This window comes from Parapedobacter defluvii (assembly GCF_014642075.1).
GTDB lineage: Bacteria > Bacteroidota > Bacteroidia > Sphingobacteriales > Sphingobacteriaceae > Parapedobacter > Parapedobacter defluvii.
This window is the reverse complement of sequence record NZ_BMIK01000019.1, coordinates 1-25,019: the sequence shown is the minus strand read 5'-3', so window position 1 is coordinate 25,019 and position 25,019 is coordinate 1. Positions and strand designations below refer to the sequence as shown.

The following is a 25,019-nucleotide window of genomic DNA, read 5'->3' as shown; positions in this document are numbered from 1 at the left end:
TATTTTTAGGTGATGTTCGTCAGCGAAAACGAGGCAGCGTTATTTCTTGGAATAACTAAGGAACTTTTATACGCATTTGTAAAAACAGGCGTAAAAGGTAAAACATTGCCCGTAAATGTAAATAGAGAGAACAACTTTTTCAAAAGGGAGGAACTGAATGCTTGGAATTTGTTTTTAAAAGAAGCCTGGTCTTTAAGTAGTACCGAAAAGCCAGAAATCCCCTCTTTCATCAAAGAATACCTCAAAGTAGAAAGCGGAGGAAAATGTGTTCGTTGCGGTAGTGGTCACCGATTAGACAATGCACATATTATCCCATGGCGAGAGTCTTTATCTCATCATCCTCATAACTTAATTCGACTTTGCACAGACTGTCATATTAAATATGACGATGGCATAATTTCAAGAGAGGAAATCCTAAAAATAAAGAATGAAAAAATCAAAAGGATTAAAGCCGATATCTTAGCAGATATCAGCTTTAAAGATCAGAGCTTTTCTACATTACCTAATCCGACAAAAAACTTCACCGGTCGAAGTTCCGAATTAGAGAAATTACATTCTTTATTTAATCAGAACCGTTTTACATTAATCGAAGGAATAGGCGGAATTGGTAAAACTCAATTTTTATTGCAGTTCATCAAAAACAATCAAATAGAGGTCGTATGGATAGATTTGGATCAATATGGCACATTAACAGATTTAAAATATGAGCTTGGTAAAAGATTAGGTGTTTCAAATTTAGACGATTTAGCCACTACATTAGATCGGGAAAAGACTGTCTTGGTATTAGATGGTTTCGAGATATTGTGGCATAAAGAACAAGATAATACTGTCAGTTTCTTAAAAAGTCTTTATACGCACACGAAAGAAACTAAATTAATTATAACAAGCCAAATAAATTTTTTAGATGTTGAAATGGCAGCAAGCGTGCTTACATTGACAAATGTAAGCCAGAACGAAAGCATAGAGATAATCCAAAAGCACGTCCCATCTGTAGATATAAGAGATAATTCTATAAGAAAGCTAATAAAGTTCGCTGATGGACATCCCTTAACAATTACAATAATATCTGGATTACTACAGTTCATGGTAAGCCCAGCAAAAGTATCAAACGCAATAGAACATGCTGGCGCAAAAATCATCCAAAATCCTAAATATAAACAGCAAAACAGACAGACTTCATTACAAATATGTCTTTTAGCCGCATATGAAAATCTGGAAACTAATCAAAAATGGTTGCTGAGGTATTTAACGCATTTTCCAGCTGGAAGTAAAATTCCTTTCTTAGAAATATTGACTAAAGGCCAACAACAATTTTTTCCTAATGAATTCACTTTAAATCTTGCACTTTCAACATTAAAGCAATTTAACTTCATATATATCAAAGAAGATCTTATAGGATTTGAAAGAGCCCATACACTCAACCCAATCAGGCTCTTTGTAAGAGGTAAGACAATTGAAGAATCGAAAAGTGTATTTCACCAGATAAAAATTGAAGCTTATACTAATTTAATGATGGAGGCAATAGCGTTATACAGTAATTTCTTACTGTCCGATGAAATGGAATACGTTATTGCGAGATACGAGATAGAGTTGCCGAATTACCTAATGGCCATACAAGAATGCGTACATTCCGCGTATTGTAAAGACTGTAAGAAGTATTCAAATTCTAAAGATTATCTAAGAATTATTACTGGTTTATCTACTGGTCTATATAAATTTTTCTTTACACGTGGATATTTTCACTACGGCATCTATGTAAATAAGCAAGGGGCAAGGGCCCATATTGAGTTAGATGAATATGATTTTGCCATAGAAGATTTGGCTCAGGTTGCAGTCCTGAACTGGAGACTATATAATGTTGAGGAAACCAAAAAAGTCCTGCAACAGATGCTAAACTGCGAATCAAAAGCTAACAGAAAATTCGCTGTGGTTCGTCAAATAGAAGGTGAATTATTAAGAGATGGAGATCCTAATGCCGCGATTTCGAAGTTTAAAGAAGGTATCAAGTTATGCGAAAATGAGATAAAAGTTGAAGAGAAATTAACTTTTGAAAGAAAGCAATTAAAGAGCCATAGTTCAGCAAATGGAAATATGGCGGTGTTATTCAGTGAAATAGGCCGCACTTATGAAAGGAATTTACATGACGAGAACAAAGCATTACCGTATTATTTGAAAGGATACGAGATTCAGAAAGGAATGAAGGATTACGCAAACATGTATTGCAATTCCCACCATTTAGGCAACTGTTATAGCGGTATCGGAGATTATAAGTCTGCCATTAAATTTTATAGGGAAGCTCTTGAAGGGTTCGTAGAACTGGGACAACAACAATACATAGGAAATTCACTGTCTGAATTAGGAAGATTAAGAGTTACACATCCAGAGCTTGATTTTAGCTTTTTGACCAAAGAATTGTTAAGTGAGGGCTTACAAGATATTGAGGCGGAGATAAAAATCCTATTCAAGCAAAACGAGAAAAAAGATAAAGATGTTGGGGGAAATCTACCCATCGAAATTATAAATAAGCTCTTTTACATTATACAGTTAGCCAGCTTCCATGATGACGGTCACATTTTGCATGACTGGGCTACAAATTTCAAAAAATTTATTCCGAACTGGGCTGCTTATCCCCTTACTTTTATTATGATTGCTGAGATTGTGGGAAAAGTTTTAAAAGAAAACACGATTAGTGAGGAGGAGATAAGAGATTTAAACATATTGTGTTTCTTAAAAGGTTTATCTTATGAACATGAAAACTTTAAGCCATATAGATGGTTAGCATATTGGTTAGAACATAATGGGATTACGGATGGGGCAATGCCTATTACTCTTTACAATGAAACCAAAGAATTTATGTTAGCTGTGGGTATGTTGCAAGCAGATGAATATGATGAATTTGATCCATAATATGTGAGTAGTGGAAAATTATACCCTAACTTAAAGCCATACTTTCTCTTCTATTCTTTGTATTTTCGTGAAAAAGTCTTGCCATGGCATTCAATAAACAAGCACTAATATCGGAAATTCAAGAACAATATCTTGAAGATGACGGACGTAGGCCTTGGATTGTGGCGTTTAGTGGCGGTAAGGATTCCACGACATTATTGATGTTGGTGTGGGAAGCATTAGTTGGACTTACGCCGATTGAACAAAAAAAGCGCGATGTGTTTGTGATTTGCAACAATACACTTGTGGAGAATCCACGTGTGTTGAAATTTGTGAACAAACAATTAGAGGCTATCCGAAATAGAGCCCTCGATAAAGAGCTGCCAATTTATGTTCATCATACAGTGCCTCGTTTGGATGACAGTTTTTGGGTTAATCTGATTGGACGCGGGTATCCCGCTCCAAACAACATGTTCCGCTGGTGTACCGAACGACTTAAAATATCGCCTACTACACACTATATAAAAGAAAAAATAGCGGACTATGGGGAGGTGATTATCCTGATCGGTACTCGGTCTGATGAGAGTAGCGCTCGGGCTGCATCTATAAAAAAGCATGAAGTCAAAGGCGAGCGCCTACGGAATCACCCGCTGCCCAATGCCAAAGCTTATGCACCAATTAAGGACATGACCACGAGCGAAGTATGGGCATATTTAGAATCCAATAAGAACCCCTGGACAGGCGACCGGAATCATGAGCTTCGCACGCTTTATTTAAACGGAAGTGGCGGCGATTGTCCTATTGTAATGGATACTCAAACGCCAAGCTGTGGTAATTCCCGTTTTGGTTGCTGGGTTTGTACCGTGGTAAAACGCGACCGCTCCATGGAGGCCTTGATCGACAATGGCGAAGATTGGATGGTACCATTAGTGCGTGTGCGTGATTTTCTTTATGAAACCATCGATCGCCTGGATGAAAATTACAGTGCGGAAAAATACCGTATGCCCATACGGCGAAATAAAGCGGAAGGGATCGGCCCTTATTGGCCTAAGTATCGATATAAGATATTGAAAATGGTATTGGAAGCCCAAAAGGCTGCTTCAAAAGCGGACCCCAATAACCAATTGATTACCCTGCAAGAACTTTCGGCTATTCAGATCGTATGGAACCGTGACCATATTTACGAACATACGGTGAGTGATGCGTACAAAGAGGTGTTTGGCGAAAGCGTGGAGTTTGGGCAAACGGCTCTGGAAATAGACCGTGAAAAAGAACTGCTCAATACTGTATGTGCTGAAAATTCGGAAGACGTTCAACTCATCCAACGGTTGCTCAATGCGCAAAAGAACAAAGGCCTTTTGTTAAAGAAAATGGGCTTGCAAAGTGATTTGGAGAACATTCTCCAAGAATATGTGCGGCCTACATTTACGAAACTTGACAATTACTGACCATGCTAATCAAGCGGATAGCGCTCGATAATTTCCGTGTATACAAGGGGGTAAACGAAGTGTCCTTTGAACAGGATGGTGTACGTAATGTGCACATCATCAGCGGCTATAATGGATATGGCAAGACGACGTTTTTGACTTCACTCGTTTGGTGTTTATATGGAAACCAGATGCAAGAAGTGGATGAAACGTTCAGACGACGGATACGAGAGGCGGGCGGATATCCCAAGTTTTTGGAAAGTTGCATGAACCGCTCGGCGGCAACAGACATGGAAACCGAATACAGTGTGTCTGTTGTATTTGCTAACATGGAGATTCCGGGCATCATGGCCAACGAAGTGTTGGTAAAGCGTTCGTATAAATTGGGTAACCAAACGGATCATCTGGAAATTTTCATCGATGGCAATAAGAACGAACTGGTGATGGATGTGGGATATGAAATCTTTATTCAGGATTTCATCTTGCCTAAGGAGATCGCCAAGTTTTTCTTTTTTGATGCGGAGAAGATCACCGCGCTGGCTGAAAATCAAAGCCTCGAACAAAAGCGGCAATTAGGGCGTGCTTACGCGGAGGTGCTTGGAATAAAAAAATACGTTGATCTTCGAAACAACCTGACAATACTCCAAGCGAAATATCAGAAGGAGTCGGCTTCTGAGACTGATTTGGAACGTATTGAGCAGTTGGAAGACGAAATTGGGAAACTGGAACATGAGTTGACTTACCAACGAACCGCTAAACATCAAATAGATCAAAAGCTGGAAGAAACACAAAAGAGACTCCTTGCTATACAAACGAACCTATTACGCGCAGGTAATACGCTAAGTATTGAAGAGATAGCGCAGCTTGATGAGAAGCGCAAAGTACTAAGTGCTACAAGTGATCAATTGAAAACGCATTTGAAAGGATTGTTGGATTTGGCTCCTTTTGCAATCGCGGGTGGTCTTTTCTTCAAGGCGGTAGCACAAGCCGAAGCTGAGCAACAACAGCGTGATGCAAATGTGGTATCTGCTCAAGAAATCAGCAAACTGACTCAACAAATAGAAACTATCCTCGACGGTTTTCCTCAAAATCTTAATAGAAAGGCGGCCGAATCGTCTTTCGCTCCAGTACTCAAAAAACTGCATCTTTGGCAACGTCAAGCCAATGATTGGCAATTGGACGAACGGCTGTTTTTGGGTAAGGATAGCTACAATGAATTGATGGCCATAGCGAAGCAATTGCGCCAATCGTATAAAGATGAATTCAAACGTCTCACCCAAGAAATAAAGCGATGCCGCTATGAGCTGAATGAGGTAACGCGCTTATTGAACCACGCGAAATCAAAGGGGAATGATGCAACCATAAAAGATTATAAAGTAAAAGCGGAAGCCCTATTTAATACCCTGAAAAATATAAAGAAGGACCAAGAACAGGTGTTGATGGGAGAAGGCGTGTTACAAAATGAATTGAATAACCGAAAAAAGGTGCTGTCGGAGTTTCAAAAGAAATTGGATATCAATGCGGATCTTCGGGAGAAAGATGAAGTAGCCACACGTCTGATCGGAGAGCTGGATGAATTTATTAAAAAAATCCAACTGGAAAAGCGGCATCTTTTGGAGGAGTCTATCCGTAGAGGACTCAACTCCCTCATGCATAAAAAGCACTTCGTAAAGCTGGTCTCTATCAGTATCGAGGAGGAAATTATCGAGATTGACTTGATTGGTGAAAACGGTGATAAAATTAATAAGGAAGATTTGTCCATGGGCGAAAAGCAATTGTATGCCACAGCCATCTTCCAAGCGTTAGTAAAAGAATCAAAAATTGAATTTCCGGTATTTATTGATAGCCCGATGCAAAAGCTGGATAGGGCACATGCGGAAAATATCCTCACGGAGTTTTATCCCAATGTATCAAAGCAGGTGGTGATTTTACCGCTGTTGAATAAAGAAATATCTGCCATTGAATATAAAATCATCGAGCCCTATGTGAAAAGCTGTCATCTTATCGAGCATCGGCCGGAGTTGGATTCATCCAAATTGGTGCCCATTGATAATGGACAACTATATGCGTATATGGAAGATTATGATCTAAAACGGCAACATGTTTAACACGATTACGACTTCTCCGGAGAATAAGATAGTCATCACTCACCTCACCAATAAGTTGGGGTTGGGGGCAGAAAACGTGATTGCAAGATTAGCTTTCGCTTACTCGCTTGCGAAGGGTAAGCAATTGGACTTGAAAAGTGTCAAAGAGGGGCAGGGAAAGACCTATTCGGCCAAAGTGCTATTTGGCAACCATATCGACATCTATATGGCAATGTTATGCGAATTATATGGGATAGCAAGCAACGATAAGGATATTCCTAAATACGTGAAGTTGCACATCGACCATGGACTGCAAGAAATGGAGCCTTATGCGAATAACGACGGGATGGATTTTGTAATGCGTTGTATTGAACAGGGTTTATCGGAGGCAGAGACCTTTTCTGTTAAACAAAATTAGCCATTTCCTTGAGTGCTACATCAAAAGCTTGATAAATCTTTTCTGCGGCATCATTAGGTGTAAAACGGCCAATGCTCAATCGAAGGGTACAGTAAGCAATGTCTTCGTCATGATTCATAGCCATGATAACATGGGAGGGTAAGACTTCCTTTGACGTACAGGCGGAACCGTTTGACAGCGCCAACTTTTCCCGTAACTGGATAATCATTGCTTCGGCATCCAATCCCTTAAAGTAAAAGCTAATGACATGGGGTGCTTTGGGTACTTTTTCAGCATGAAAGACACAGTTGGGGAATGAGGATAGCTTCTCTTTAATGCTTTCTCGTAATGCCGCTAAGCGGGAAGATTCTTCGGTAAGGACTTGTTTAGCTATAGCCGCGGCCTGTCCAAAGCCCACGATAGCAGGTGTATTTAGGGTGCCAGATCGGAAGCCGTTTTCATGCCCGCCGCCATGGATTTGCGGAGCAACTTTAATTCGAGGGAATTTACTTTTGACATATAGCGCGCCGACACCGTTAGGGCCATAGATTTTGTGGGCCGAACAGGTTAAAAGGTCTATTCCATCAATATTGACATCAATCGGAACCTTACCCAACGCTTGGGTGGCATCTGTCATGAAAAATACATCGTGCTTGGCAGCGATTGCGGCAATATCTTTTATGGGTTGGACAACGCCTGTTTCATTATTGACGTAGATGACCGAAATCAATACCGTTTCAGGCGTGATGGAAGCCTCCAACTCATTTAAGTTGATAAGACCATCTTGGTCAACCGGTAGATACGTGATTTTGGCTCCTTGTTTTTCGAGGTAGGCGCAGGTATCAAGCACCGCTTTGTGTTCGGTCTTTGTGGTGATGATGTGGTTGCCTTTGTCTTGATAGTTCTCGTAGATACCTTTGATAGCAAGGTTGATGGCTTCAGTAGCTCCAGAAGTAAAAATAACTTCCTCAGGCTGCTTTGCCCCGATCAGATCAGCTATTTGTTCGCGTGCATTTTTAACAGCCTCTTTGGCTTCATTGCCATAATCATGCGTGCGGCTGGCTGGATTGCCGAATTTGGTCGTAAAATAAGGCAGCATGGCATCTACTACCCTCGAATCGGTTGGAGTGGTGGCAGCGTAGTCGAGATAGAGGACATCATTTAGCATATCGAAAAATAACTTCCGTGTTAGACTCAAATAATTGATATATCAATATTAAATAATGATTTATCAATACAAATGTAGGAACATTATTTCTTTTTTCCTTTTAGCGCTTTAAGGGCGTCTACTCGCTTCAGAGTTAAAGTTTTTAGATCAATAAGCTGTAGCTGGGAGTTGCTTCGGTAGGGAACTTTCCCCGATGGGACTAAAATAGACGCCGGCTTTAGATGGGTGTCTTGGTCGTCAAAAAATATTTGTGCTTTAAAGGCTTCGAGTACCTGATCTTTTGAAATACCTCCTAAGAAGAAAATGGCATCTATATAAACATCCCAATGCCTTAATGTATTGAGGACTCGGAAATGGGCAGGTGTAATCGGCAAATAGAAGTGCAGAATAATTTCAGGGATCAGGTTTCCAACCGGGGCATGCCTCGGTTGGAAAAAGCCACCTTTGCGGAAGCCAACTTATCAGATTGAGATAGATGACTCGCAATGTGTTTGATAATATTTTTAGTGTTTATTTTCAAAACAGGATATTATGATTTACATTTGACTGTATTAAATCAAACTGTGGATTATGAGATTTAATATACCCTTGTTGCCTCCAAATACTGATGTTGAAACCAAAATGGTTTTAAAGCAATTAGCTGCGGCTCATCGTTACCTCGCCCTTTTAAATGGGCGATGTGCCACCATTCCTAACGAAAATATTCTAATAAATACATTAGCCCTGCAGGAAGCTAAAGAAAGCTCAGCCATAGAAAACATTATAACCACCCATGATGAGGTTTACAAAGCAGAATTATTTGAGAGCTTTTTCAACGATGCCGCAGCGAAAGAAGTACATCGATATGCACAAGCATTAAAGCATGGTTTTCAAGAGGTAAGAAAAAATAAGCTTATAACACAAGTCCATATCCAAAACATCCAGCGTACATTGGAGAACAATGACGCGGGTTACCGACGTAATGCGGGTACCGTATTGAAGAATGAAAGAACGGGCGAAGTGGTTTATACACCTCCCCAAGACCATCCCACCATTCAAAAGCTCATGGATAACTTGGTACATTTCATGAACGATGAAGAAATGAGCGGCATTGATGCATTGATCAAAATGGCAATCATCCACCATCGTTTTGAGACGATACATCCTTTTTACGATGGTAATGGTAGAACGGGAAGAATTATCAATATTCTTTATCTTGTGAAAGAGGATTTGTTGACTTTGCCTATACTCTATCTCAGCCGTTATATCATCCAGTATAAAGGGGATTATTATCGCTTGCTTCAACAGGTACGGGAGGATGGCGATTGGGAACCTTGGATTATATTTATACTAAAAGGGGTAGAAGAGACATCGAAGCAAACGCTTCACTTGATAGACGGCATCAAAAGATTGATGCAGGCGTATAAAAACCGAATACGGTCTGAGTTTCCGAAAATCTATAGCCAGGATTTGTTGAACAACTTATTCAAGCATCCTTATACCAAAATTGAGTTCTTGGAACAAGACATTAAAGTGACGCGACAAACAGCAGCCACTTATCTAAACAAATTGGCAGAAGCAGGCTTGCTTGTAAAAATCAAAATTGGCAAAAGTAATTTTTATATAAATGACCCGTTGTATAATTTGTTTTCGGAAGGGGTCCCGCCTGCCCAATCGGTAGAACCCATTACAACAATAACAACTTAGCCTAATGAAATTGCCCCCCCCTACAATGTGGTTAAAAAGAAGGGATTCTTTAACATATGAAAGAAACATGTTAACGTTTTTTGGTTTCTTTAACACGTTTTCAAGACGTGTTAAAATTTTTGCATGTTATGTCTTTGACCTTCTCCATGGATCAAGTACCTCGGCCAGCGTGTTCACACTTTCGATGTGTGCATTGATAGTAAAGCCCGGTTAGGTGCCAAAAAGGTTCGCCATCGGCCTTATCGCTTTGCAGGTAATAAAAGGGTTGCGTAAAATCCGCTTGATGCGGAGTGGCGACGAGCAGTTGCCAATTTTCCAGAAAATGTCCAACCAGATCGGCATTGGCCTCGAGGCGATTGTCTATAATGATACCTTTCTCCACCAATTCCATAAGCGTAAGCACCAACACGGGTTTATGCGGGGCGATTCCATATCGGGTGCCTCCCCGTTTGAGGTGGGTAAGGGCGTGGAGATATGATTTTAATGTGTCTGTCACAGATTGTAAAGATAATGGAAAGATTGTACCTTTAGCCAAACAAAACGCTTCCCATGCTCATCGTGACCTGTGCAATCATCATCCGTGAACGCAAAATATTAATTTGCCAGCGTAGCAGCACGATGAACCTGCCGCTGAAATGGGAGTTTCCGGGAGGGAAAGTGGAACCAGGCGAGGATGAAAAAGCAACCATTGTGCGTGAGATTAAGGAAGAGTTGCATTTGGATATCGAAGTGGTGAAACGGCTTGAACCGGTGGAACACGATTATCCGACTTTCCGGATTCGACTGGTTCCCTTTATCGCCAATGTGGTAGATGGAGAATTGGTGCTAGAAGAGCATGCAGACGCTAGGTGGGTAACTGTGGATGACTTGGACCAATACGACTGGGCACCTGCCGATGTGCCCATTGTTGAACAACTGAAAGCCGATGCCTTATGGAACTAGGGATATACGAACAACTCATTACCACCATGCTACGCAGCCGCTTAGCAGTATTGGATGATCGGAAGTACTACATCAGCGAAACGGAGATCGATAAAGAGGAGTCGGCCCGGCTACTTGCCCAACACCTTTCATGGGCGATACAACGGGCGCTGACGATGATTAAAGCGGACGTAACGAAGCAGATAGAAATTGCTAACCAAATTGTCTTACTGCTCAAGGCAGAGATAGACAAATATGAACATGAGCAAGATTTGGTTGATGCTTCTGGCCAGGTATTGAAAGCGGTGTTTGATCGGCTGAATAGCCACTACCCGAATTTGGACTTGCGGCTGAAGGAAATTATGCCCTATACCCGCCTTACACATAGTGAGCTGTTTACGGGAGGCAATGTGGGGCTAGCGTTGGATAGCGAGTTAAAGAAGGAAATTGCTTCGGCAGACCGCGTAGACCTATTGGTGTCGTTTATCAAATGGAAAGCGGTGGTGATATTGCGCGAGGCTTTCCGGGACCTTACGGCGCGAGGAGGGCAGTTGCGAATACTCACTACCACATACATGGGGGCTACCGACGCGAAAGCGATAAGGGAATTGGCAGGACTGCCAAATACGACGGTAAAGGTCTCGTACAATACAGCAAATGAACGCTTACACGCCAAAGCGTATTTGTTTTATCGAAACACAGGTTTTCATACCGGGTATATTGGATCGTCTAATTTCTCGCGCTCGGCGCTGACCGATGGCTTAGAGTGGAATGTGAAAGTAACTACGCGAGAAATTCCGCATGTGATTGATAAGTTTCAAAAGACGTTTGAAACGTATTGGCAAAGTGCGGAGTTTGAAATTTATGATCCGGAAGCGTCACATGAGCGATTGGCGCGCGCATTAAAGCAAAGTGGTGCCGCTAAAAGCGGAGACAATGCGATTAGCTTTTTTGACATCAAGCCTTACCATTACCAACAAGAGGTGCTGGAAAAATTGGATGTGGAGCGGTCGCGCCATGGGCGGTTTCGGAACTTGGTGGTGGCGGCTACGGGTACGGGCAAAACAATCATTTCTGCATTTGATTTTAAGCGGTATCGACAGGTGCTTCCGAATGCGACGTTTTTGTTTACCGCCCACCGGAAGGAAATATTGATGCATGCACGGAATACATTTCGTAACATCTTGCGTGACCAGAACTTTGGCGAGCTGTGGGTGGATGGCGAGGAACCCACGGATAGGCGGCATGTGTTTGCTTCGGTGCAAACCTTGAATAGTCGGCTACCATACGAAGATATGGCTCCTGCCTATTACGACTACATCGTGTTTGATGAAGTACACCACGTGGAGGCGGCGAGCTACAAGCGGGTGATCGATTTCTTTACGCCCAACATATTGCTCGGACTGACCGCCACGCCGGAACGGATGGACGGGCAATCGATTCTCCCTAATTTTTGTAATCATATAGCAGCGGAAATTCGATTGCCGGAAGCACTGAATAATAAATTGCTGACGCCGTTTCACTACTTCGCGATAGCAGACCAGGTAGATCTTACGCATGTGCGGTGGGATAAGGGCCGTTATGCAACACAAGAGCTAACCGGGCTGTATATCAAAAATAAGTCGCGCGTGGGGGCAATCATCGCGAGTTTGGAGCAATACACACGCGATATGCATGACGTAATAGCGTTGGGGTTTTGTGTGAGTAAAGAACACGCGGCATTTATGTGCAACTCGTTTAATGAGGCGGGCTTGAAAGCTGCGTATTTGACGAGCGACTCTTCGCGCGAAGTGCGTGGAGACATCCAACGTAAGCTACGTACGAAGGAGATTAATTACCTCTTTATTGTGGATATTTTTAACGAGGGCGTAGATATACCGGAAGTGGATACGGTTTTATTCCTCCGCCCTACGGAGAGCTTGACGGTGTTTTTGCAGCAGTTGGGGCGTGGCCTTCGCTTGTGGGATGGGAAAGATGTATTGACGGTATTGGACTTTGTGGGCAATGCACGGCCGGAATATGACTTTGAGTCGAAGTTTCGGGCGTTGATCGGCAAGACGAATACAACGGTGCAGAAGGAAATTCAAGATGACTTTCCGCATCTGCCGCTGGGCTGCGCCATTGTATTAGAGAAGGTAGCCAAGGAAACAATTTTGGCGAACATCAGGCAGGCAACAAACCTTTCGAGGCGGAACTTGATAGCCAAGATACAGGCTTTCCGTCACCACACGAACTTACCACTTACATTGGCGAATTTTCTCTATATGTATAGTATGGACGTTCGCGCAGTATATGCGCGCGACTTGTGGTCCCGCCTTTGCTATGAGGCGGGAGTAATTTCGGCGTGGGACGATCACAACGGGAAATTATACCTCGCAATGATCAGAAATAAATGGTCTGGCACAGCATCGGATGCTTATTTTTCGTTTGTATTGGAACTGGCCGAGCGTGGGTTTGCTATGCAGAAGCGCGAGTTTACCGAAAGCGAGCGAGCCATGTTGTTGATGTTGTATTATGATTTTTATCCCGAACCGACGGGTGTGGGATTGTTGGAAAGCATTGAGGCAATTGGTGCCAATAAGTTGTTGGTAAAAGAATTGATTGCGTATTTACGATACCGCTTAGATGGCCTCGACTTCAGGGAAATGGATATTACTACGCTGGGCTATGAACAACCGTTGAAGTTGCACGCGAGATACACGCGCGACCAGATATTGGCTGCATTTGGATTAAGTACGGTAGATAAGAAATCGACCAATAGGGAAGGGGTAGCCGAAAATAAGGGACTCAATACGGAGCTGCTTTTCATCGACCTGCAAAAGTCAGAAGAGGATTACTCGCCTACGACGTTGTATGATGACTATGCTATAAACGATGTGCTCTTCCATTGGCAGTCGCAAAACAGGACGCGGGCAGACTCGGATAAGGGATTGTCTTACATCAACCAGGAGAAATTGAATAAAAATATCTTGCTCTTCGTACGGGAAACCAAACGCGACGAATGGGGTAATACACTTGGCTATGTATTCTTGGGCGATGCCCGGTTTGTGAAGTACGAAGGGGAGAAGCCGATGTCCATCACGTGGGAACTTCGCGAGCCTATTCCAAGTTACCTATGGAATGCTTCGGCGAAGATGGCGGTGGGGTAGTGTGTCTGGATGGTGGTTTCAAAAGAGAAAAAACTTTTGCTAAAAATATTTGCTTTTTGTTCGATAATATGTACCTTTGCCAATAACCAAACAACAACCTACTCATGGCAAAACAATTACAAGCGCAAAGTATTTTCGAACAGATTAAACAGATTGATACTGATGGAAATGAGTTTTGGAGTGCCCGGGATTTAGCCAAGGTACTGGAATATTCAGAATATCGGCACTTTATTCCAGCAATTAATAGAGCAAAAGAAGCCTGTCGGAATAGTGGCCAGCAGATTGCCGATCATTTCGAGGATATCCTCGAAATGATCGAATTAGGTAAAGGAGCCAAACGGAAAGTCGAAAACGTAAAGCTCTCCCGCTATGCTTGCTACCTCATTGTCCAAAATGCAGACCCAGGCAAAGAAGTGGTTGCACTGGGGCAAACCTACTTTGCGGTACAGACGCGCATACAGGAAATCCAACAGATGGAGGCCTACAATAGGCTCGCAACGGAAGAAGAAAAGCGATTATTCCTACGCAACGAATTAAGCAGACACAATACTCAGCTTGCTGCAGCCGCAAAAAATGCTGGTGTGGTAGAACCGGTGGATTATGCGATATTCCAAAACCATGGTTACAAAGGGTTGTACGGTGGGTTAGACGCCAAAGCGATCCATACACGGAAAGGGCTTAAGAAAAGTCAACAAATTTTGGACCATATGGGCAGCACCGAGCTGGCGGCAAATCTTTTCCGCGCCACACAGACGGAGGAGAAGTTGCGGCGGGAAAATATCAAAGGGAAGACCGCTGCCAACCAGACGCACTATGAAGTGGGCAAAACCGTCCGCAAAACGATAAAGGAATTGGGAGGTACGATGCCCGAAGACCTCCCAACCGCAGATAGCATCAAAAAACTGGAAAAAGGAAAAGAGATTAAAAAGGTTAAAGGGAAAAAACCTTAATTTAAACCAGCCTATTATCTGACAACCATGACGACCAAACTTTTCAACACGCCTGCTGATCATTTAGTCTCCACTGAGTTGCTTGATTTTGACCCGGATAACCCCCGATTGGCATCGTTGCGAAACCGAGTGCCGGATGAAGCGTTTGATCCGTTTGACACAATCTGCAAGGTATTCAAAGTGCGAAGCTTGGTAGCTTCAATCGTTACAGCACCGGTATAGACGGAACTGTAGTGCGGACGAGTCTGCCGGCAGAAACTCTTTTTCAACGAACTCCCGGAAATCCATTGATGTTGTTTTCAGGAAACAGCGCGGGACTTGCATTAAATCCTTCGGCCCGCTGGCTGAAACCGCTGAAATACCCAGCATGGTTTTTTCTGGGATGATGTGGTAAGAAGTGCTTGGGATTGGCGGTATTGCAATAGCCCATGTTGGTAAGTTCCCGTGTTCACACCTTTCGCTTATTTTAGAACGCTATATAAAAACTTTTTCGAGCCGGTGGAGCCAAACCCACGAAAAGTCACCGATGAGATATCAACGTCAGTGGGATAGTTGTTAATTATAAAGTGTTTCAAATCCCGAACGGTGACTATACCGGAATCTTTAAGGACATTGGCGCGATGCTCGGTAACGTCGAACTCCGATATTTTTTTAGCAAGTTTATCGTCATCCATTTCCAGCAAACGGATGACAAAGTCGAACTTCGCTACCTTTTTCCTGCATTCAAGCAGATATTCGTATTTCCTTAGGTTTATGGTTATTAATTCATCTCCGTCAAATTGGTCCATATTCAAGCTGTTATGTAGTTAGCGTTTTATGATTTATTGCTGTTGTAACGGTTGGACTGGTGGAGGCTGCAAATTACAATCTTGCTTTTAATTATCCAAAAATCTGCTGACTTCGCATTATTCATCGGCAACCTGGATAATGGAATAACTACAACTTATGGACAAGCAGGTGTGCCATGTGCGATTTTCGCATTTGGGGCACGTAGTCGGTTGGTCAGCGTAGGTGTAGAACGTGTGTGGTTTTGAATCTGCTTCTCGTTGTTTCATAATAGGGATTGGTTTGTCTGCTCGATCGTAAAGATAGTAAAGTTGCTTAACTTTTCATTCCGAATGGTGGTATTCGACACAGGAAAACCGGGGGTTCGACACAATAGTTGAGCGTTCCGTAGGCAGTAATTTGCCAAAGTGGAAGAAAGTGGGAAGGAAGTGTGGTTTTTCGGTAGTCTTTTGGCAGCGAGGTGGGAGGTTGGTCAAAGATTTTGCATTTACAGGAGGTTAAAAGATACATTTGTGGGAAAAACAGAGTAAAGGTACGAAAGCGAGATTTACTAAAAATATTTGCTTTGAACTTTGCAAGATGTATCTTTGCATATAACCAAACAACAACCTACCCATGGCAAAAAACAAAAAACTGGAAGTAAAAGGGACGGAGATAACTATTTTACAACATGAAACCGACGATTATATATCGCTGACCGATTTGGCTAGATATAAAGATTCTGAGCATAAAGACTTTACAATTTTCTTAAGACGATGCCGGATATCCCTATTGCGCAAGTAGACCAACGGTATAAGGGCTTCGGCGTGTTAATGGATAAACACCTGGCTTACCATCGCGAAATAGCGAGAAAGAAAGGGGTTAAGGGAGGGAAAGAATAGATACGAATGATAGAAGTTAGTTATTTCACTAATTAAATTATAATTATGGAGACCAAAACTGTCTATATTGTTTATTCGCCAGACTACATGGACACCACCGATATCTATGGTGTATTTGACTCCAAAGAACGGGTGGATGAATTTTTGAATCGTTTCAAGGATCGCGTAGATGAACTTCAAATCCGGGAAATGGTATTAAACCCCCAATTTCAGGGAGATAAGAAGCGTAACCCATACTGCGCGATTTTGTATAAGAGTGGGATGGCAATGTTGTCTGTCATCTCCAACCCCGCCGACTGCGACAAAGCGATCAAAAATGAGCATGAAATAATCGAAATAGATGGAGAGCCTGAGCGGCTGTTCTGCTATTTCTTGGCTGAAACAAGAGACCAAGCTTGGGCCGAAGGCATGGCGCGCATGGAAAAGTTGGTGGAACTGGGCGAATTTAAATTGGATGGCGAAATTTATAAGGAATATTGACGAGTAACAAATGAAGGGATTCAATTCTTTAAGGTCCTCGACAGTCGCGTTCTTTTGCGGATCAATTCCATAAAGAACTGTACCTCCGTGATGAAGACGCTTTTGAGATTGTGATCAAAAACGCTGATGCTTCCATCATACGTATCAAATTGTTCCATACGCAGCTATTATTTAATTAACGTTTTATTTATTGCTATTGCAACGGTTGGATTGGCCGAAGCTGTTTGGCTCTTTTTATAAATGGTCTCGCCAGTGCAAATTACAAACTTACTTTTAAGTGTCCAAAAATCTGCTGAAATACGACTATGCAGAGTTTGGCCGTGTGGTGATACCGATAATTAATGTATTTTCAAACATGATTGTGGTCTTTAGGCAATAATCATAACCGTTGCCTAAAGGTAGTGAAATATCTTTAGGGATTAGGGAACTTAAAGATAAGAAATAGGAGATTAATTATAAAAAACGATACATTTGTTATTCAATCTTAAACATGGCTAAAAAGAAAAAAGGACCGTTGGGAGTATTTTCTCATGTCAGGTGGTGGGCGAAACGGCTAAAAATCTAAGTGAGCGTTTTGGAAAGATATTACAGAAACGACTTTGCATAGAAACCGTAAAACAAAATGACCGTACAGAAAAATATAATTACAATCCAACATCCCGAATCTATTCATCATACCAACGGAATGATTGGTTCATGGACAGACTGGGAACTAACAGAAAAAGGAATTGAGTACGCAGAAAATATAGCCTATAATTTGCAATTGGAGATTAAAAACAGTGCATTTTCGCTCTTCTCATCACCTCTTAAAAGAGCAAAGCAAACTGCCGGAATCATTGGAGAAAAACTGGACATACAACCTCGGATAACAGGTGCTTTAAAAGAAAGGAGTTTGGGTAAAGCCAACGGAAAGTCAGTGCAATGGCTAAAAGAAAACATCGAAAATGAGGAAAAGACAATTTACGATAAATGTTTTAACGATGCAGAATCCAGATATGATGTTTGGCAAAGACTATTACCTTTCTACGGCGAAATCATCAGCAATGATGAAGAAAATATCATTATTGTTTCACACGGAGATACATTGAGCCTATTTAATGTAATGTGGTTGGGTTTAGAGGCTGAAATATTGAATAGAATTGACTTGTACGGTGTAAGTGGAGGTGTTTCATTTTTACACCAAACAAACGCAGGAAAAAGGATTATCAAAAGATTGAGTGATACCTCGTATATCAAATCTTGGTAAGTCAACCCACAATAAGTTTCGGAATGGAAATCTTTCATGGGGCTCGCTTAATACAGACCCCCCTCAAGTAAATGAAGCGGCCAATATCTTATAAACCACCAGCTACGACCCATTCGGATTTTCACTGGTTCAATACAAATGTACAATATTTATTGTATGGTATTTCAAAAGTTATAACCGAGAAGAATGGCGCCCCATAGATGCGACCGTCCGTAACTTGTACGCAATTCGCTGGTACGGCCTGCATTTACGACCCAACTTAAATCGATAGATCGATATTTGTCTTTCGGGTTGAGGGGAATAAGGGTGTTTATCCCCGCGCTCCATTCAAGAAAAAATGGTTGAGTATCTTCGAAGTTCAGTGTGTAAGCCGACTTTCGCCAAAAACTGCCGTGGAGCATTGTGTTATAGAGCATAACCGTAGGCCTGACGGAAGCAAAGGCATAAAGTTCAAACTTTGCACGATCATTGGACAGGGGCGTAACAGATTTTTCAGCAGCGCCACCTTTATTCATACTGCCAAGCGGGTTGAAACTGCGTGTCCAACTGCGCCTGTCAAGTAGGCCAGCTCGTAAAGCTATGGATCCCTGAATACCGGTGTAATAACCTGCCATTGCTTGTCCACCGTATTTGAGATCAAAATAGGAGCGGTTTCCCGGCAGTGTATGTTTGGGAAATAATAGTTTTTCGAATCCTAGGCTGTATAGAAGTGCTGGTGAAAAGCCGTTGGCTACCTGTAGGTTCCAGCCGCGCGGTGTGTAAGGCGGTTTAGTATCCCCATCGTTCATGCCTTCATGTATCCACGTTTGGACGTGCTTGCCAAGCTGTAGTCCCAGTGCCCCTACATTTAATTCGCCGAAAACAAACAAGTTTTGATCACTTTTTAAATAAGCTGTTTTTGTAGATAGGACGAGAAGAAAAGCGTAAGGTCTATCACCGACCACTGGTGCCGTGGCGCGGAGGTCATCTGGCGTGAAAGCGGTTCCATTTAAACTAAGTGATGACGAGTAATCGTAAGTGTGCTCATTAGTCATAAATTTACACCCTAGTATTTTCCGGTTGAGAAGCTGGAGGGGGCGTAACACTAAACTCTCGTTTAACCAAGGCGATGCGAAACCAAAGCCTAAACCCATGGTGTAATTTTGATCGCTGGCGTCGTTAAAAAGTAATATTGGATTAAGATCTTCATCTGTATAACCGGTAATACTGTGACCTTGGCCAACAGCCTTGCCAATAGCAATTGATAGACAAAGTACTAAAAGAAATAGTCGTGTACTCATACTTATTTTGAAAAATGAGGGAAGGCGGGATGCTCCCTGAATTCGCGCCTTATTGTAAGGCAATTTTTGATTTGCTCGCATTTTCCCAAACGGCTGATTTCGGCGTAAGTTGGATGTTGAAGGAGTTTGACTTCTTTCTTTACGAGCTCGAAACCTGCATAAAAGGGGATTTGAGGGTAACTTTGGAACGTTTTGAACAGGGCTCGCGTAAATCTAGATCCTTTTTTTCCGGTAGTTGATCGACCACCGTCGTAGGCCGCTCCCAAGTAGATGATTTCAGTACGCAAATTCGCAAACTCATCACGGTGCATAAATACATTAGTGCGGCCAAATATTTCGGACTTGTAAGGAGCTATCCTGTAAAGGCTCCCGGAGTTGCAGCAGTCAGCAATGAAAATGATTTCGGTGCCTGGTGCGAAATTACAGAATTGAAGAAAAAGCTCGTCATCCGTAACTGTGGTGCCGTCTTCAAGTATGATGACCTCGTCCTTTTGGTCGTCGGTTTCATCTCCGCTCCCGTCGTGCTGTCTGATCCCGTGGCCGGTGAAATAGATGTAAAGTCTATCACCAGCCAATAGTTTGTGGCTGAAATAATCCAATAAGTCTAATACAGCCGATGCTGTTGAATGGTGATGCTGTAATACTCTAGATTCAACAATTGGAAGATCGACCCAGTTGAGTAAGGTGGTCATATATTCGAGGTCCTTCCTGGCCCCAGGATTGCCATGATCAACGATAATGAAGAGTGCGTAGTTGTTATAGGTTGATAATCTCATAGAATAAAGGTAAAGCTTTTATTATCAGTATGCAATACCCATAAGTAGGTATTTTAGTAGGTTGCTAGAATGTATTCTATAAGGGTAAGCACCGAAGAACATGCAGACGCCAAGTGGGTAACTGTGGATGACTTGAACCAATATGATTGGGCACCTGTCGATGTACCCATTGTTGAACAACTGAAAGCCGATACCTTATGGAACTAGGGATATACGAACAACTCATTACGACCATGCTTCGTAGCCGCTTAGCAGCATTGGATGATCGTAAATACTACATAAGCGAATCTGAAATAGATAAAGATGAATCAGCCAAGTTGTTTATTTTTATTTGATGGTTATTTGATTGTAGGGGATAAACTATCATTAATAATAAGGAGAGTAGCTGATAACAAAGGATTGTGGTTTAGATGTTATTTGATCAAATAAGAAATCTATGCAGAACTGGATGAGGAATCGGAGTACGATTGAATTTATTGGTCTTTGGGAATTATTCAATAGTCCAAATTTTAATTCCATCGAATTCGATGGAATTAAAAAATCAGTCGGGATCAAACAGCTTTTCTCTTATTACCAAAGAGATGGATTGAGATAACGAATGGGTTTTGGGCTTACGTGAAATGGCAGATATGCCGCGTGAACCGGAAGAATTTGTACGCGGACATTAGGCATGGTGGAATTTGTGACCGCAGAACCTTCTTGATAGAGTTAGTTAATATTTCCTTAAGCGCTTTCGCCCATAATTTCGGCGGGAATATTTCGCAATAATACCAAAGCAAATAATTACAAAGGGTATTATAAACTTGTATAAGCGGTCATTCTTGGACAATTGTGTTGGCTTTGAAAATTCAGATTTGTTGATGTATTCGACCGCTTTTTCCAATTGTTCATCTCTTCCTTCACGAATGCCTTTCAGCGTGGGTCTCACTTCCTGGTCAATCCGGATCCCCACCTGTTGGGTTTCACTGCCGTCTGGATAATAGATACCTAAACTGGAAATCAAAACTTTATAGTCAAATGGCAATTGTATCATTGCAATGTTGCCGTCAGCTCCAGCGGTTTGCGAGCCAATTGTCCATGCATACGGGGCCTGTTGGTACGCCATAGTGTAAAATTCAGCACTACTTTGTGTGGACTCATTGACAAGGATTACAACTGGGCCACGGAAATATTCGGAATTTTCCAGGCCAACCAACGAATTGGGTGTATACCGGAAGGTACCGGCTTCGCTTAGGCTTGAATGGGTGAATTTAATGAAGGGTTTACCGGTATCTAATAGGTAATGTGCAAATCCAAGACCGATTGTTGCTTTTGGAGGTGTCCGCATGTCGATAATTAACCCCTTACATCCATTTATCTGCTCACGCAATAGAGGTAAATCTGATTTCTTAAGTAACCCATGATTAACATAGCCTATTGTATTTGACAATTGTCTAAATACGCTGTCGTTTCCGGAGGGTTGGGTTACGATGGTACCATTTGGATAGGTTGGACTCTCAATAAATTTAGCCTGCCCGTTCCGATCAATTTTCAGTTTCAGAATTGGGGCATTGGTTGAGAGGAGATGTCGTGCAATATTCCTGTACATGCCATCTTCATTGGATGCGGAAGTGTCAGCGGCAGTGTTTTCGGAAGGGGTCCCGCCTGCCCAATCGGTAGAACCCATTACAACAATAACAACTTAGTGTAATGAAATTCCCCCCCTACAATTTGGTTAAAAAGAAGGGATTCTTTAACATATGAAAAAAACATGTTAACGTTTTTTAGTTTCTTTAACACGTTTTCAAGACGTGTTAAAATTTTTGCATGTTATGTCTTTGACCTTCTCCATGGATCAAGTACCTCGGCCAGCGTGTTCACACTTTCGATGTGTGCATTGATAGTAAAGCCCGGTTAGGTGCCAAAAAGGTTCGCCATCGGCCTTATCGCTTTGCAGGTAATAAAAGGGTTGCGTAAAATCCGCTTGATGCGGAGTGGCGACGAGCAGTTTCCAATTTTCCAGGAAATGTCCTACCAGATCGGCATCGGCCTCCAGTCTTATGCTGTCCATATTAAAAGAAGACTGACTATGCAGAGGCTCTGCAAAAGCAATTAAAAAATACTCCTTTGGGAGTATTGCCTCATGGCTAAATTGGAAATAATTTTGGTCATAGGGATAATAGCATCAGAAAATAAACGTTAAAAAAACATAGATATAGGAAAGATTTTTTTGTTGTCGGACTCGATCCTGAGCATGACTATGCAGATGTATTTACAGGGTATATGTTAGCTATGTGGCGGATTGGAAACGGTATGGCAAGCAATCCCACAAAAGAGCAGATCGGCGCTGTATATAACCAGGTGGTCAACCATCTGGACATTTCAAGAAAGGCAACTGACAGCAAGTTGCTGCAACAGGATTCTGATGCTGTACAGCAGCGTTTCCTGCGAGAAAACAAGTTAAAAATATTGTCATGAAGAAACTATTCTGCATCGGAACTGCGATTGGCCTACTTTTAAGTGCCTGCAGCAAGAATAACGATCCCGAACCGAACGAAGGGGGCAAAGGCTATGGAACGGGCTATATTTTCAATAAGCAAGGTCTTCAGGGGATCAGAAAGCTCAACCTTAGCAATGGAGAGCTTACGGACGTATTACCGCCCTGGCCCCATGCCGGTTGGGATATTAGCTGGAATGGGAAAACAGGTGTAAAAAAAGAAGAACCGGCAAGCTACGATACCCGGTATATTATCTTTGATGTGGCAAACGGCGCTACGATCCGCGAGATAAACTATGAGCCGGATGGCTATCGCGGCGGTTTACCTTATCTGTCGCCGGATGGTAAATTGCTTGCCTTGAGTCCTACACTTGACGAGGGACTGGTCATTCTGGACATGGATGGCAGGGTATTGAAAAATATCTCCGGATATGGGGTAAGTCATGATTTTGAGTATTTGGATCCAATAGCCTGGGAACCATCCGGCGCCATCCTCTTCAAGAAAGATGGCGGCCTGTGGCGTACTTCGCCTGATTTTTCCAGGGCAACAAAAGTACGCGATATCCCATTTTCAGACTGGAAAGGTGAAGCCACGGCAAGTCCGGATGGTAAAAAGATCGCGATCCCCGCAGGCAACCATATCTGGCTGATGAACAGTGATGGCAGCGATTTTCATGCCATAACCGAGAGCAGCCAGAAGGAGATTATGCCCAGCTTCTCTCCCGACAGCAAATTTATTGCTATAGCAGCCAACGCCAGGTCACCGGAAATACCTGGCAGCTCTGAAAATGCATTCCACCTCTGTCTGATACCCGCAGATGGCCAGGTTTACAAGGTGTATCCCGGAGAAGATAAACGGGTAATTCATCCAGTTGAAAAAGGAGCATCAAATTCCAGCGGGCTTGGTATGACTATCGTTGGCGATTTCGTCTGGCGATAGCCTAAAGCCCAGAATCTCAATAAAACCAACGACTATATATCGCTGACCGATTTGGCTAGATATAAAGATTCCGAACATACGGATGACATTATCAGAAACTGGTTAAGGAATAGAAATACAATCGAACTTCTAAGTTTTTGGGAAATTTTAAATAATTCGGATTTTAAACCCGTCGAATTCGACGGGTTTAGAAAGCAAGCAGGACTAAACAGTTTCGTTCTTACACCAAAACGGTGGATAGATGCGACAAATGCCATCGGTATAAAGTCAAAGCCAGGCCGGTATGGAGGAACTTTGGCACATAAGGACATAGCTTTTGAATTTGTTTCATGGATATCGATTGAGTTCAAACTTTATGTTATCAAAGAATTCCAACGGCTGAAAGAATGTGTTTTTTGAGTGTTGTTTTTTTATAAAGATCAAAAGAGAACCCGCAGTACTATGTATTCTTGGGTGATGCACGGTTTGTGAAGTACGAAGGGGAGAAGCCGATGGAATGCTTTGGCGAAAATGGCGGTGGGGTAATTAGTGAAGCAGTTTGGTCGTAAGATTTGGGAGGTCGGTTAAGGTGTATCGGTTTGCCATTGGTTATTCTCCAAGAATGTCCTTAATGCTTTGTTCGAGAATATCGGGATTTTTGTAATAAATTTTGGCCGTATCTACAACCCGTTTTAAGGAAACAGCACCCGATTTTGAAAGGTCTTCTCCGGTCAGCCTTTCTCGAATATCTTCCTCGCTAAACTGACTGTAGAGTTGACCTATGTTCCGGGGAAAGGAGCAGAAAACGTCCGAACATTTTCGCCCGGTGGGGTAAGCTCTCAACCCTATCAATAGCGAGTTATCGGCAATATTAATCCTTTATCGGCAATTTATCGGAATAAATGTACTTTGTCGCTTTTCGTTCTCCTATTTTGACCAGCATTTTTTTACTAACCAAATCTGTCAGATCATAGCGAGCTATTCGCTCCGAAACAGGGTTTAGCTTTACATACTCAGCGTTGACGATTTCTCCTTTATCCTTAAAATACAAAAGTGCTTTTATCTGTCTCTCGTTCAATCCGAGCTCCTTCAAATACGCTTCATGATAGATATCCTTTCTGAATACAGCCCAAACACCAGAGGTTCTATATTCGTACTGTGGGTCGGGAAGCCCTGCCTCACGGCACTGATCGATCATCTTCGTGAAACCGCGCCCCCACGCTTCAACATATCCCATCCGGAAAAATGCATTGGCAATATCGGGATTATACGGCATGGAGATGAGATTTGAATCGGGGCGGCTCCGGAATAATCTGTAATCGGTAAATAAGAATACACAACTTTTGGCAAATAAGGGTACACAATAATCGGCAACAATACCTACACAACTTCGGCAACAACTAGTGCAGAATGATTTCAGTCTGCTTCGGTGTTATTCACCCGGGGCATGCCCCGGGTGAATAACACACCTTTGCGGTAAAAAAGCGAAGGTTATCATGAATCA

At 42.3% G+C, this 25,019-nt stretch carries 24 protein-coding genes and 1 pseudogene; 16 read left to right on the top strand and 9 right to left on the bottom strand.

Annotated elements, in window-relative coordinates:
• Positions 1-12: 12 nt before the first annotated feature.
• From IEX60_RS19865 to IEX60_RS19850, 4 genes are all read left to right on the top strand, one after another.
• Complete coding sequence (locus IEX60_RS19865) at positions 13-2,907, top strand: HNH endonuclease (RefSeq protein ID WP_188753159.1); 2,895 nt, start codon at positions 13-15, stop codon at positions 2,905-2,907.
• An 83-nt stretch (positions 2,908-2,990) separates the two neighbouring features.
• Entirely contained in the window at positions 2,991-4,334 is a 1,344-nt protein-coding gene (dndC, locus tag IEX60_RS19860) for a DNA phosphorothioation system sulfurtransferase DndC (protein WP_188753158.1), read from the top strand.
• Between the two features lie 2 nt (positions 4,335-4,336).
• Complete coding sequence (gene dndD / locus IEX60_RS19855; protein ID WP_188753157.1) at positions 4,337-6,421, top strand: DNA sulfur modification protein DndD; 2,085 nt, start codon at positions 4,337-4,339, stop codon at positions 6,419-6,421.
• Complete coding sequence (locus tag IEX60_RS19850; RefSeq protein ID WP_188753156.1) at positions 6,414-6,818, top strand: DndE family protein; 405 nt, start codon at positions 6,414-6,416, stop codon at positions 6,816-6,818. The genes dndD and IEX60_RS19850 overlap by 8 nt, the downstream gene beginning before the upstream one ends.
• On the opposite strand, the gene IEX60_RS19845 is transcribed toward IEX60_RS19850, so the two are convergent.
• Positions 6,805-7,965 carry a cysteine desulfurase family protein gene (locus IEX60_RS19845; protein ID WP_188753155.1) on the bottom strand — a complete coding sequence of 387 codons (1,161 nt, stop codon included), beginning with the start codon at positions 7,963-7,965 and terminating at the stop codon, positions 6,805-6,807. The genes IEX60_RS19850 and IEX60_RS19845 overlap by 14 nt on opposite strands.
• Positions 7,966-8,048: 83 nt before the next feature.
• Positions 8,049-8,339, bottom strand: coding sequence for a 5'-nucleotidase (locus tag IEX60_RS25200; protein ID WP_373285069.1), 291 nt, complete (start codon positions 8,337-8,339; stop codon positions 8,049-8,051).
• Positions 8,340-8,535: 196 nt separating this feature from the next.
• Here IEX60_RS25200 and IEX60_RS19835 point away from each other — a divergent pair, with 196 nt between their 5' ends.
• A complete protein-coding gene (locus IEX60_RS19835; protein ID WP_188753154.1) occupies positions 8,536-9,651 on the top strand; it encodes a Fic family protein in 1,116 nt (371 codons plus the stop codon).
• Between the two features lie 151 nt (positions 9,652-9,802).
• Here IEX60_RS19835 and IEX60_RS19830 read toward each other — a convergent pair whose 3' ends face one another.
• A complete protein-coding gene (locus tag IEX60_RS19830; protein ID WP_188753153.1) occupies positions 9,803-10,147 on the bottom strand; it encodes a hypothetical protein in 345 nt (114 codons plus the stop codon).
• A 53-nt stretch (positions 10,148-10,200) separates the two neighbouring features.
• On the opposite strand from IEX60_RS19830, the gene IEX60_RS19825 reads away from it, so the two are divergent.
• The 4 genes from IEX60_RS19825 to IEX60_RS19810 all read left to right on the top strand — a co-directional run bounded on the left by IEX60_RS19825 (position 10,201) and on the right by IEX60_RS19810 (position 14,893).
• The gene (locus IEX60_RS19825; RefSeq protein ID WP_188753152.1) at positions 10,201-10,593 is read left to right on the top strand and encodes a (deoxy)nucleoside triphosphate pyrophosphohydrolase; all 393 of its coding nucleotides are present in this window, start codon (positions 10,201-10,203) and stop codon (positions 10,591-10,593) included.
• On the top strand, positions 10,584-13,721 hold the full coding sequence (locus IEX60_RS19820; protein WP_188753151.1) for a DEAD/DEAH box helicase: 3,138 nt from the start codon (positions 10,584-10,586) through the stop codon (positions 13,719-13,721). Before IEX60_RS19825 ends, IEX60_RS19820 begins: the two co-directional genes overlap by 10 nt.
• 104 nt (positions 13,722-13,825) lie before the next feature.
• Positions 13,826-14,671: a DNA damage-inducible protein D gene (dinD, locus tag IEX60_RS19815; protein WP_188753150.1), complete on the top strand. Its 846-nt coding sequence runs from the start codon at positions 13,826-13,828 to the stop codon at positions 14,669-14,671.
• Between the two features lie 27 nt (positions 14,672-14,698).
• Positions 14,699-14,893 (top strand): hypothetical protein, encoded by a 195-nt coding sequence (locus IEX60_RS19810; protein ID WP_188753149.1) that lies wholly within the window; start codon positions 14,699-14,701, stop codon positions 14,891-14,893.
• Between the two features lie 239 nt (positions 14,894-15,132).
• On the opposite strand, the gene IEX60_RS19805 is transcribed toward IEX60_RS19810, so the two are convergent.
• Positions 15,133-15,459, bottom strand: a complete 327-nt coding sequence (locus tag IEX60_RS19805) for a hypothetical protein (protein WP_188753148.1) — start codon at positions 15,457-15,459, stop codon at positions 15,133-15,135.
• Between the two features lie 753 nt (positions 15,460-16,212).
• On the opposite strand from IEX60_RS19805, the gene IEX60_RS25005 reads away from it, so the two are divergent.
• The 3 genes from IEX60_RS25005 to IEX60_RS19790 all read left to right on the top strand — a co-directional run bounded on the left by IEX60_RS25005 (position 16,213) and on the right by IEX60_RS19790 (position 18,064).
• The gene (locus tag IEX60_RS25005; protein ID WP_262892335.1) at positions 16,213-16,338 is read left to right on the top strand and encodes a hypothetical protein; all 126 of its coding nucleotides are present in this window, start codon (positions 16,213-16,215) and stop codon (positions 16,336-16,338) included.
• 45 nt (positions 16,339-16,383) lie between these two features.
• The gene (locus tag IEX60_RS19795) at positions 16,384-16,818 is read left to right on the top strand and encodes a hypothetical protein (protein WP_188753146.1); all 435 of its coding nucleotides are present in this window, start codon (positions 16,384-16,386) and stop codon (positions 16,816-16,818) included.
• Positions 16,819-17,440: 622 nt separating this feature from the next.
• Entirely contained in the window at positions 17,441-18,064 is a 624-nt protein-coding gene (locus IEX60_RS19790; RefSeq protein ID WP_188753145.1) for a histidine phosphatase family protein, read from the top strand.
• Positions 18,065-18,228: 164 nt separating this feature from the next.
• Here IEX60_RS19790 and IEX60_RS19785 read toward each other — a convergent pair whose 3' ends face one another.
• A complete protein-coding gene (locus tag IEX60_RS19785; RefSeq protein WP_188753144.1) occupies positions 18,229-19,344 on the bottom strand; it encodes a lipid A-modifier LpxR family protein in 1,116 nt (371 codons plus the stop codon).
• 2 nt (positions 19,345-19,346) lie between these two features.
• Positions 19,347-20,120 carry a caspase family protein gene (locus tag IEX60_RS19780; protein WP_188753143.1) on the bottom strand — a complete coding sequence of 258 codons (774 nt, stop codon included), beginning with the start codon at positions 20,118-20,120 and terminating at the stop codon, positions 19,347-19,349.
• Positions 20,121-20,189: 69 nt separating this feature from the next.
• On the opposite strand from IEX60_RS19780, the gene IEX60_RS19775 reads away from it, so the two are divergent.
• Entirely contained in the window at positions 20,190-20,327 is a 138-nt protein-coding gene (locus IEX60_RS19775) for an NUDIX hydrolase (RefSeq protein WP_188753142.1), read from the top strand.
• Positions 20,328-20,832: 505 nt separating this feature from the next.
• On the opposite strand, the gene IEX60_RS19770 is transcribed toward IEX60_RS19775, so the two are convergent.
• Both IEX60_RS19770 and IEX60_RS19765 read right to left on the bottom strand, forming a co-directional pair.
• Positions 20,833-21,786: a S41 family peptidase gene (locus tag IEX60_RS19770; RefSeq protein WP_229717665.1), complete on the bottom strand. Its 954-nt coding sequence runs from the start codon at positions 21,784-21,786 to the stop codon at positions 20,833-20,835.
• Positions 21,787-21,954: 168 nt separating this feature from the next.
• Positions 21,955-22,170, bottom strand: coding sequence for a hypothetical protein (locus tag IEX60_RS19765; protein WP_188753140.1), 216 nt, complete (start codon positions 22,168-22,170; stop codon positions 21,955-21,957).
• Between the two features lie 242 nt (positions 22,171-22,412).
• Here IEX60_RS19765 and IEX60_RS19760 point away from each other — a divergent pair, with 242 nt between their 5' ends.
• The 3 genes and pseudogenes from IEX60_RS19760 to IEX60_RS19750 form a co-directional block, all read left to right on the top strand.
• Positions 22,413-22,577 (top strand): hypothetical protein, encoded by a 165-nt coding sequence (locus IEX60_RS19760; RefSeq protein WP_188753139.1) that lies wholly within the window; start codon positions 22,413-22,415, stop codon positions 22,575-22,577.
• A complete protein-coding gene (locus IEX60_RS19755) occupies positions 22,574-23,536 on the top strand; it encodes a TolB family protein (protein WP_188753138.1) in 963 nt (320 codons plus the stop codon). Before IEX60_RS19760 ends, IEX60_RS19755 begins: the two co-directional genes overlap by 4 nt.
• A gap of 33 nt (positions 23,537-23,569) precedes the next feature.
• A pseudogene (locus IEX60_RS19750) lies at positions 23,570-23,935 on the top strand (KilA-N domain-containing protein); the annotation flags it as partial.
• Between the two features lie 451 nt (positions 23,936-24,386).
• On the opposite strand, the gene IEX60_RS19745 reads toward IEX60_RS19750, so the two are convergent.
• On the bottom strand, positions 24,387-24,791 hold the full coding sequence (locus tag IEX60_RS19745) for an ATP-binding protein (RefSeq protein ID WP_188753137.1): 405 nt from the start codon (positions 24,789-24,791) through the stop codon (positions 24,387-24,389).
• Between the last annotated feature and the right edge of the window lie 228 nt (positions 24,792-25,019).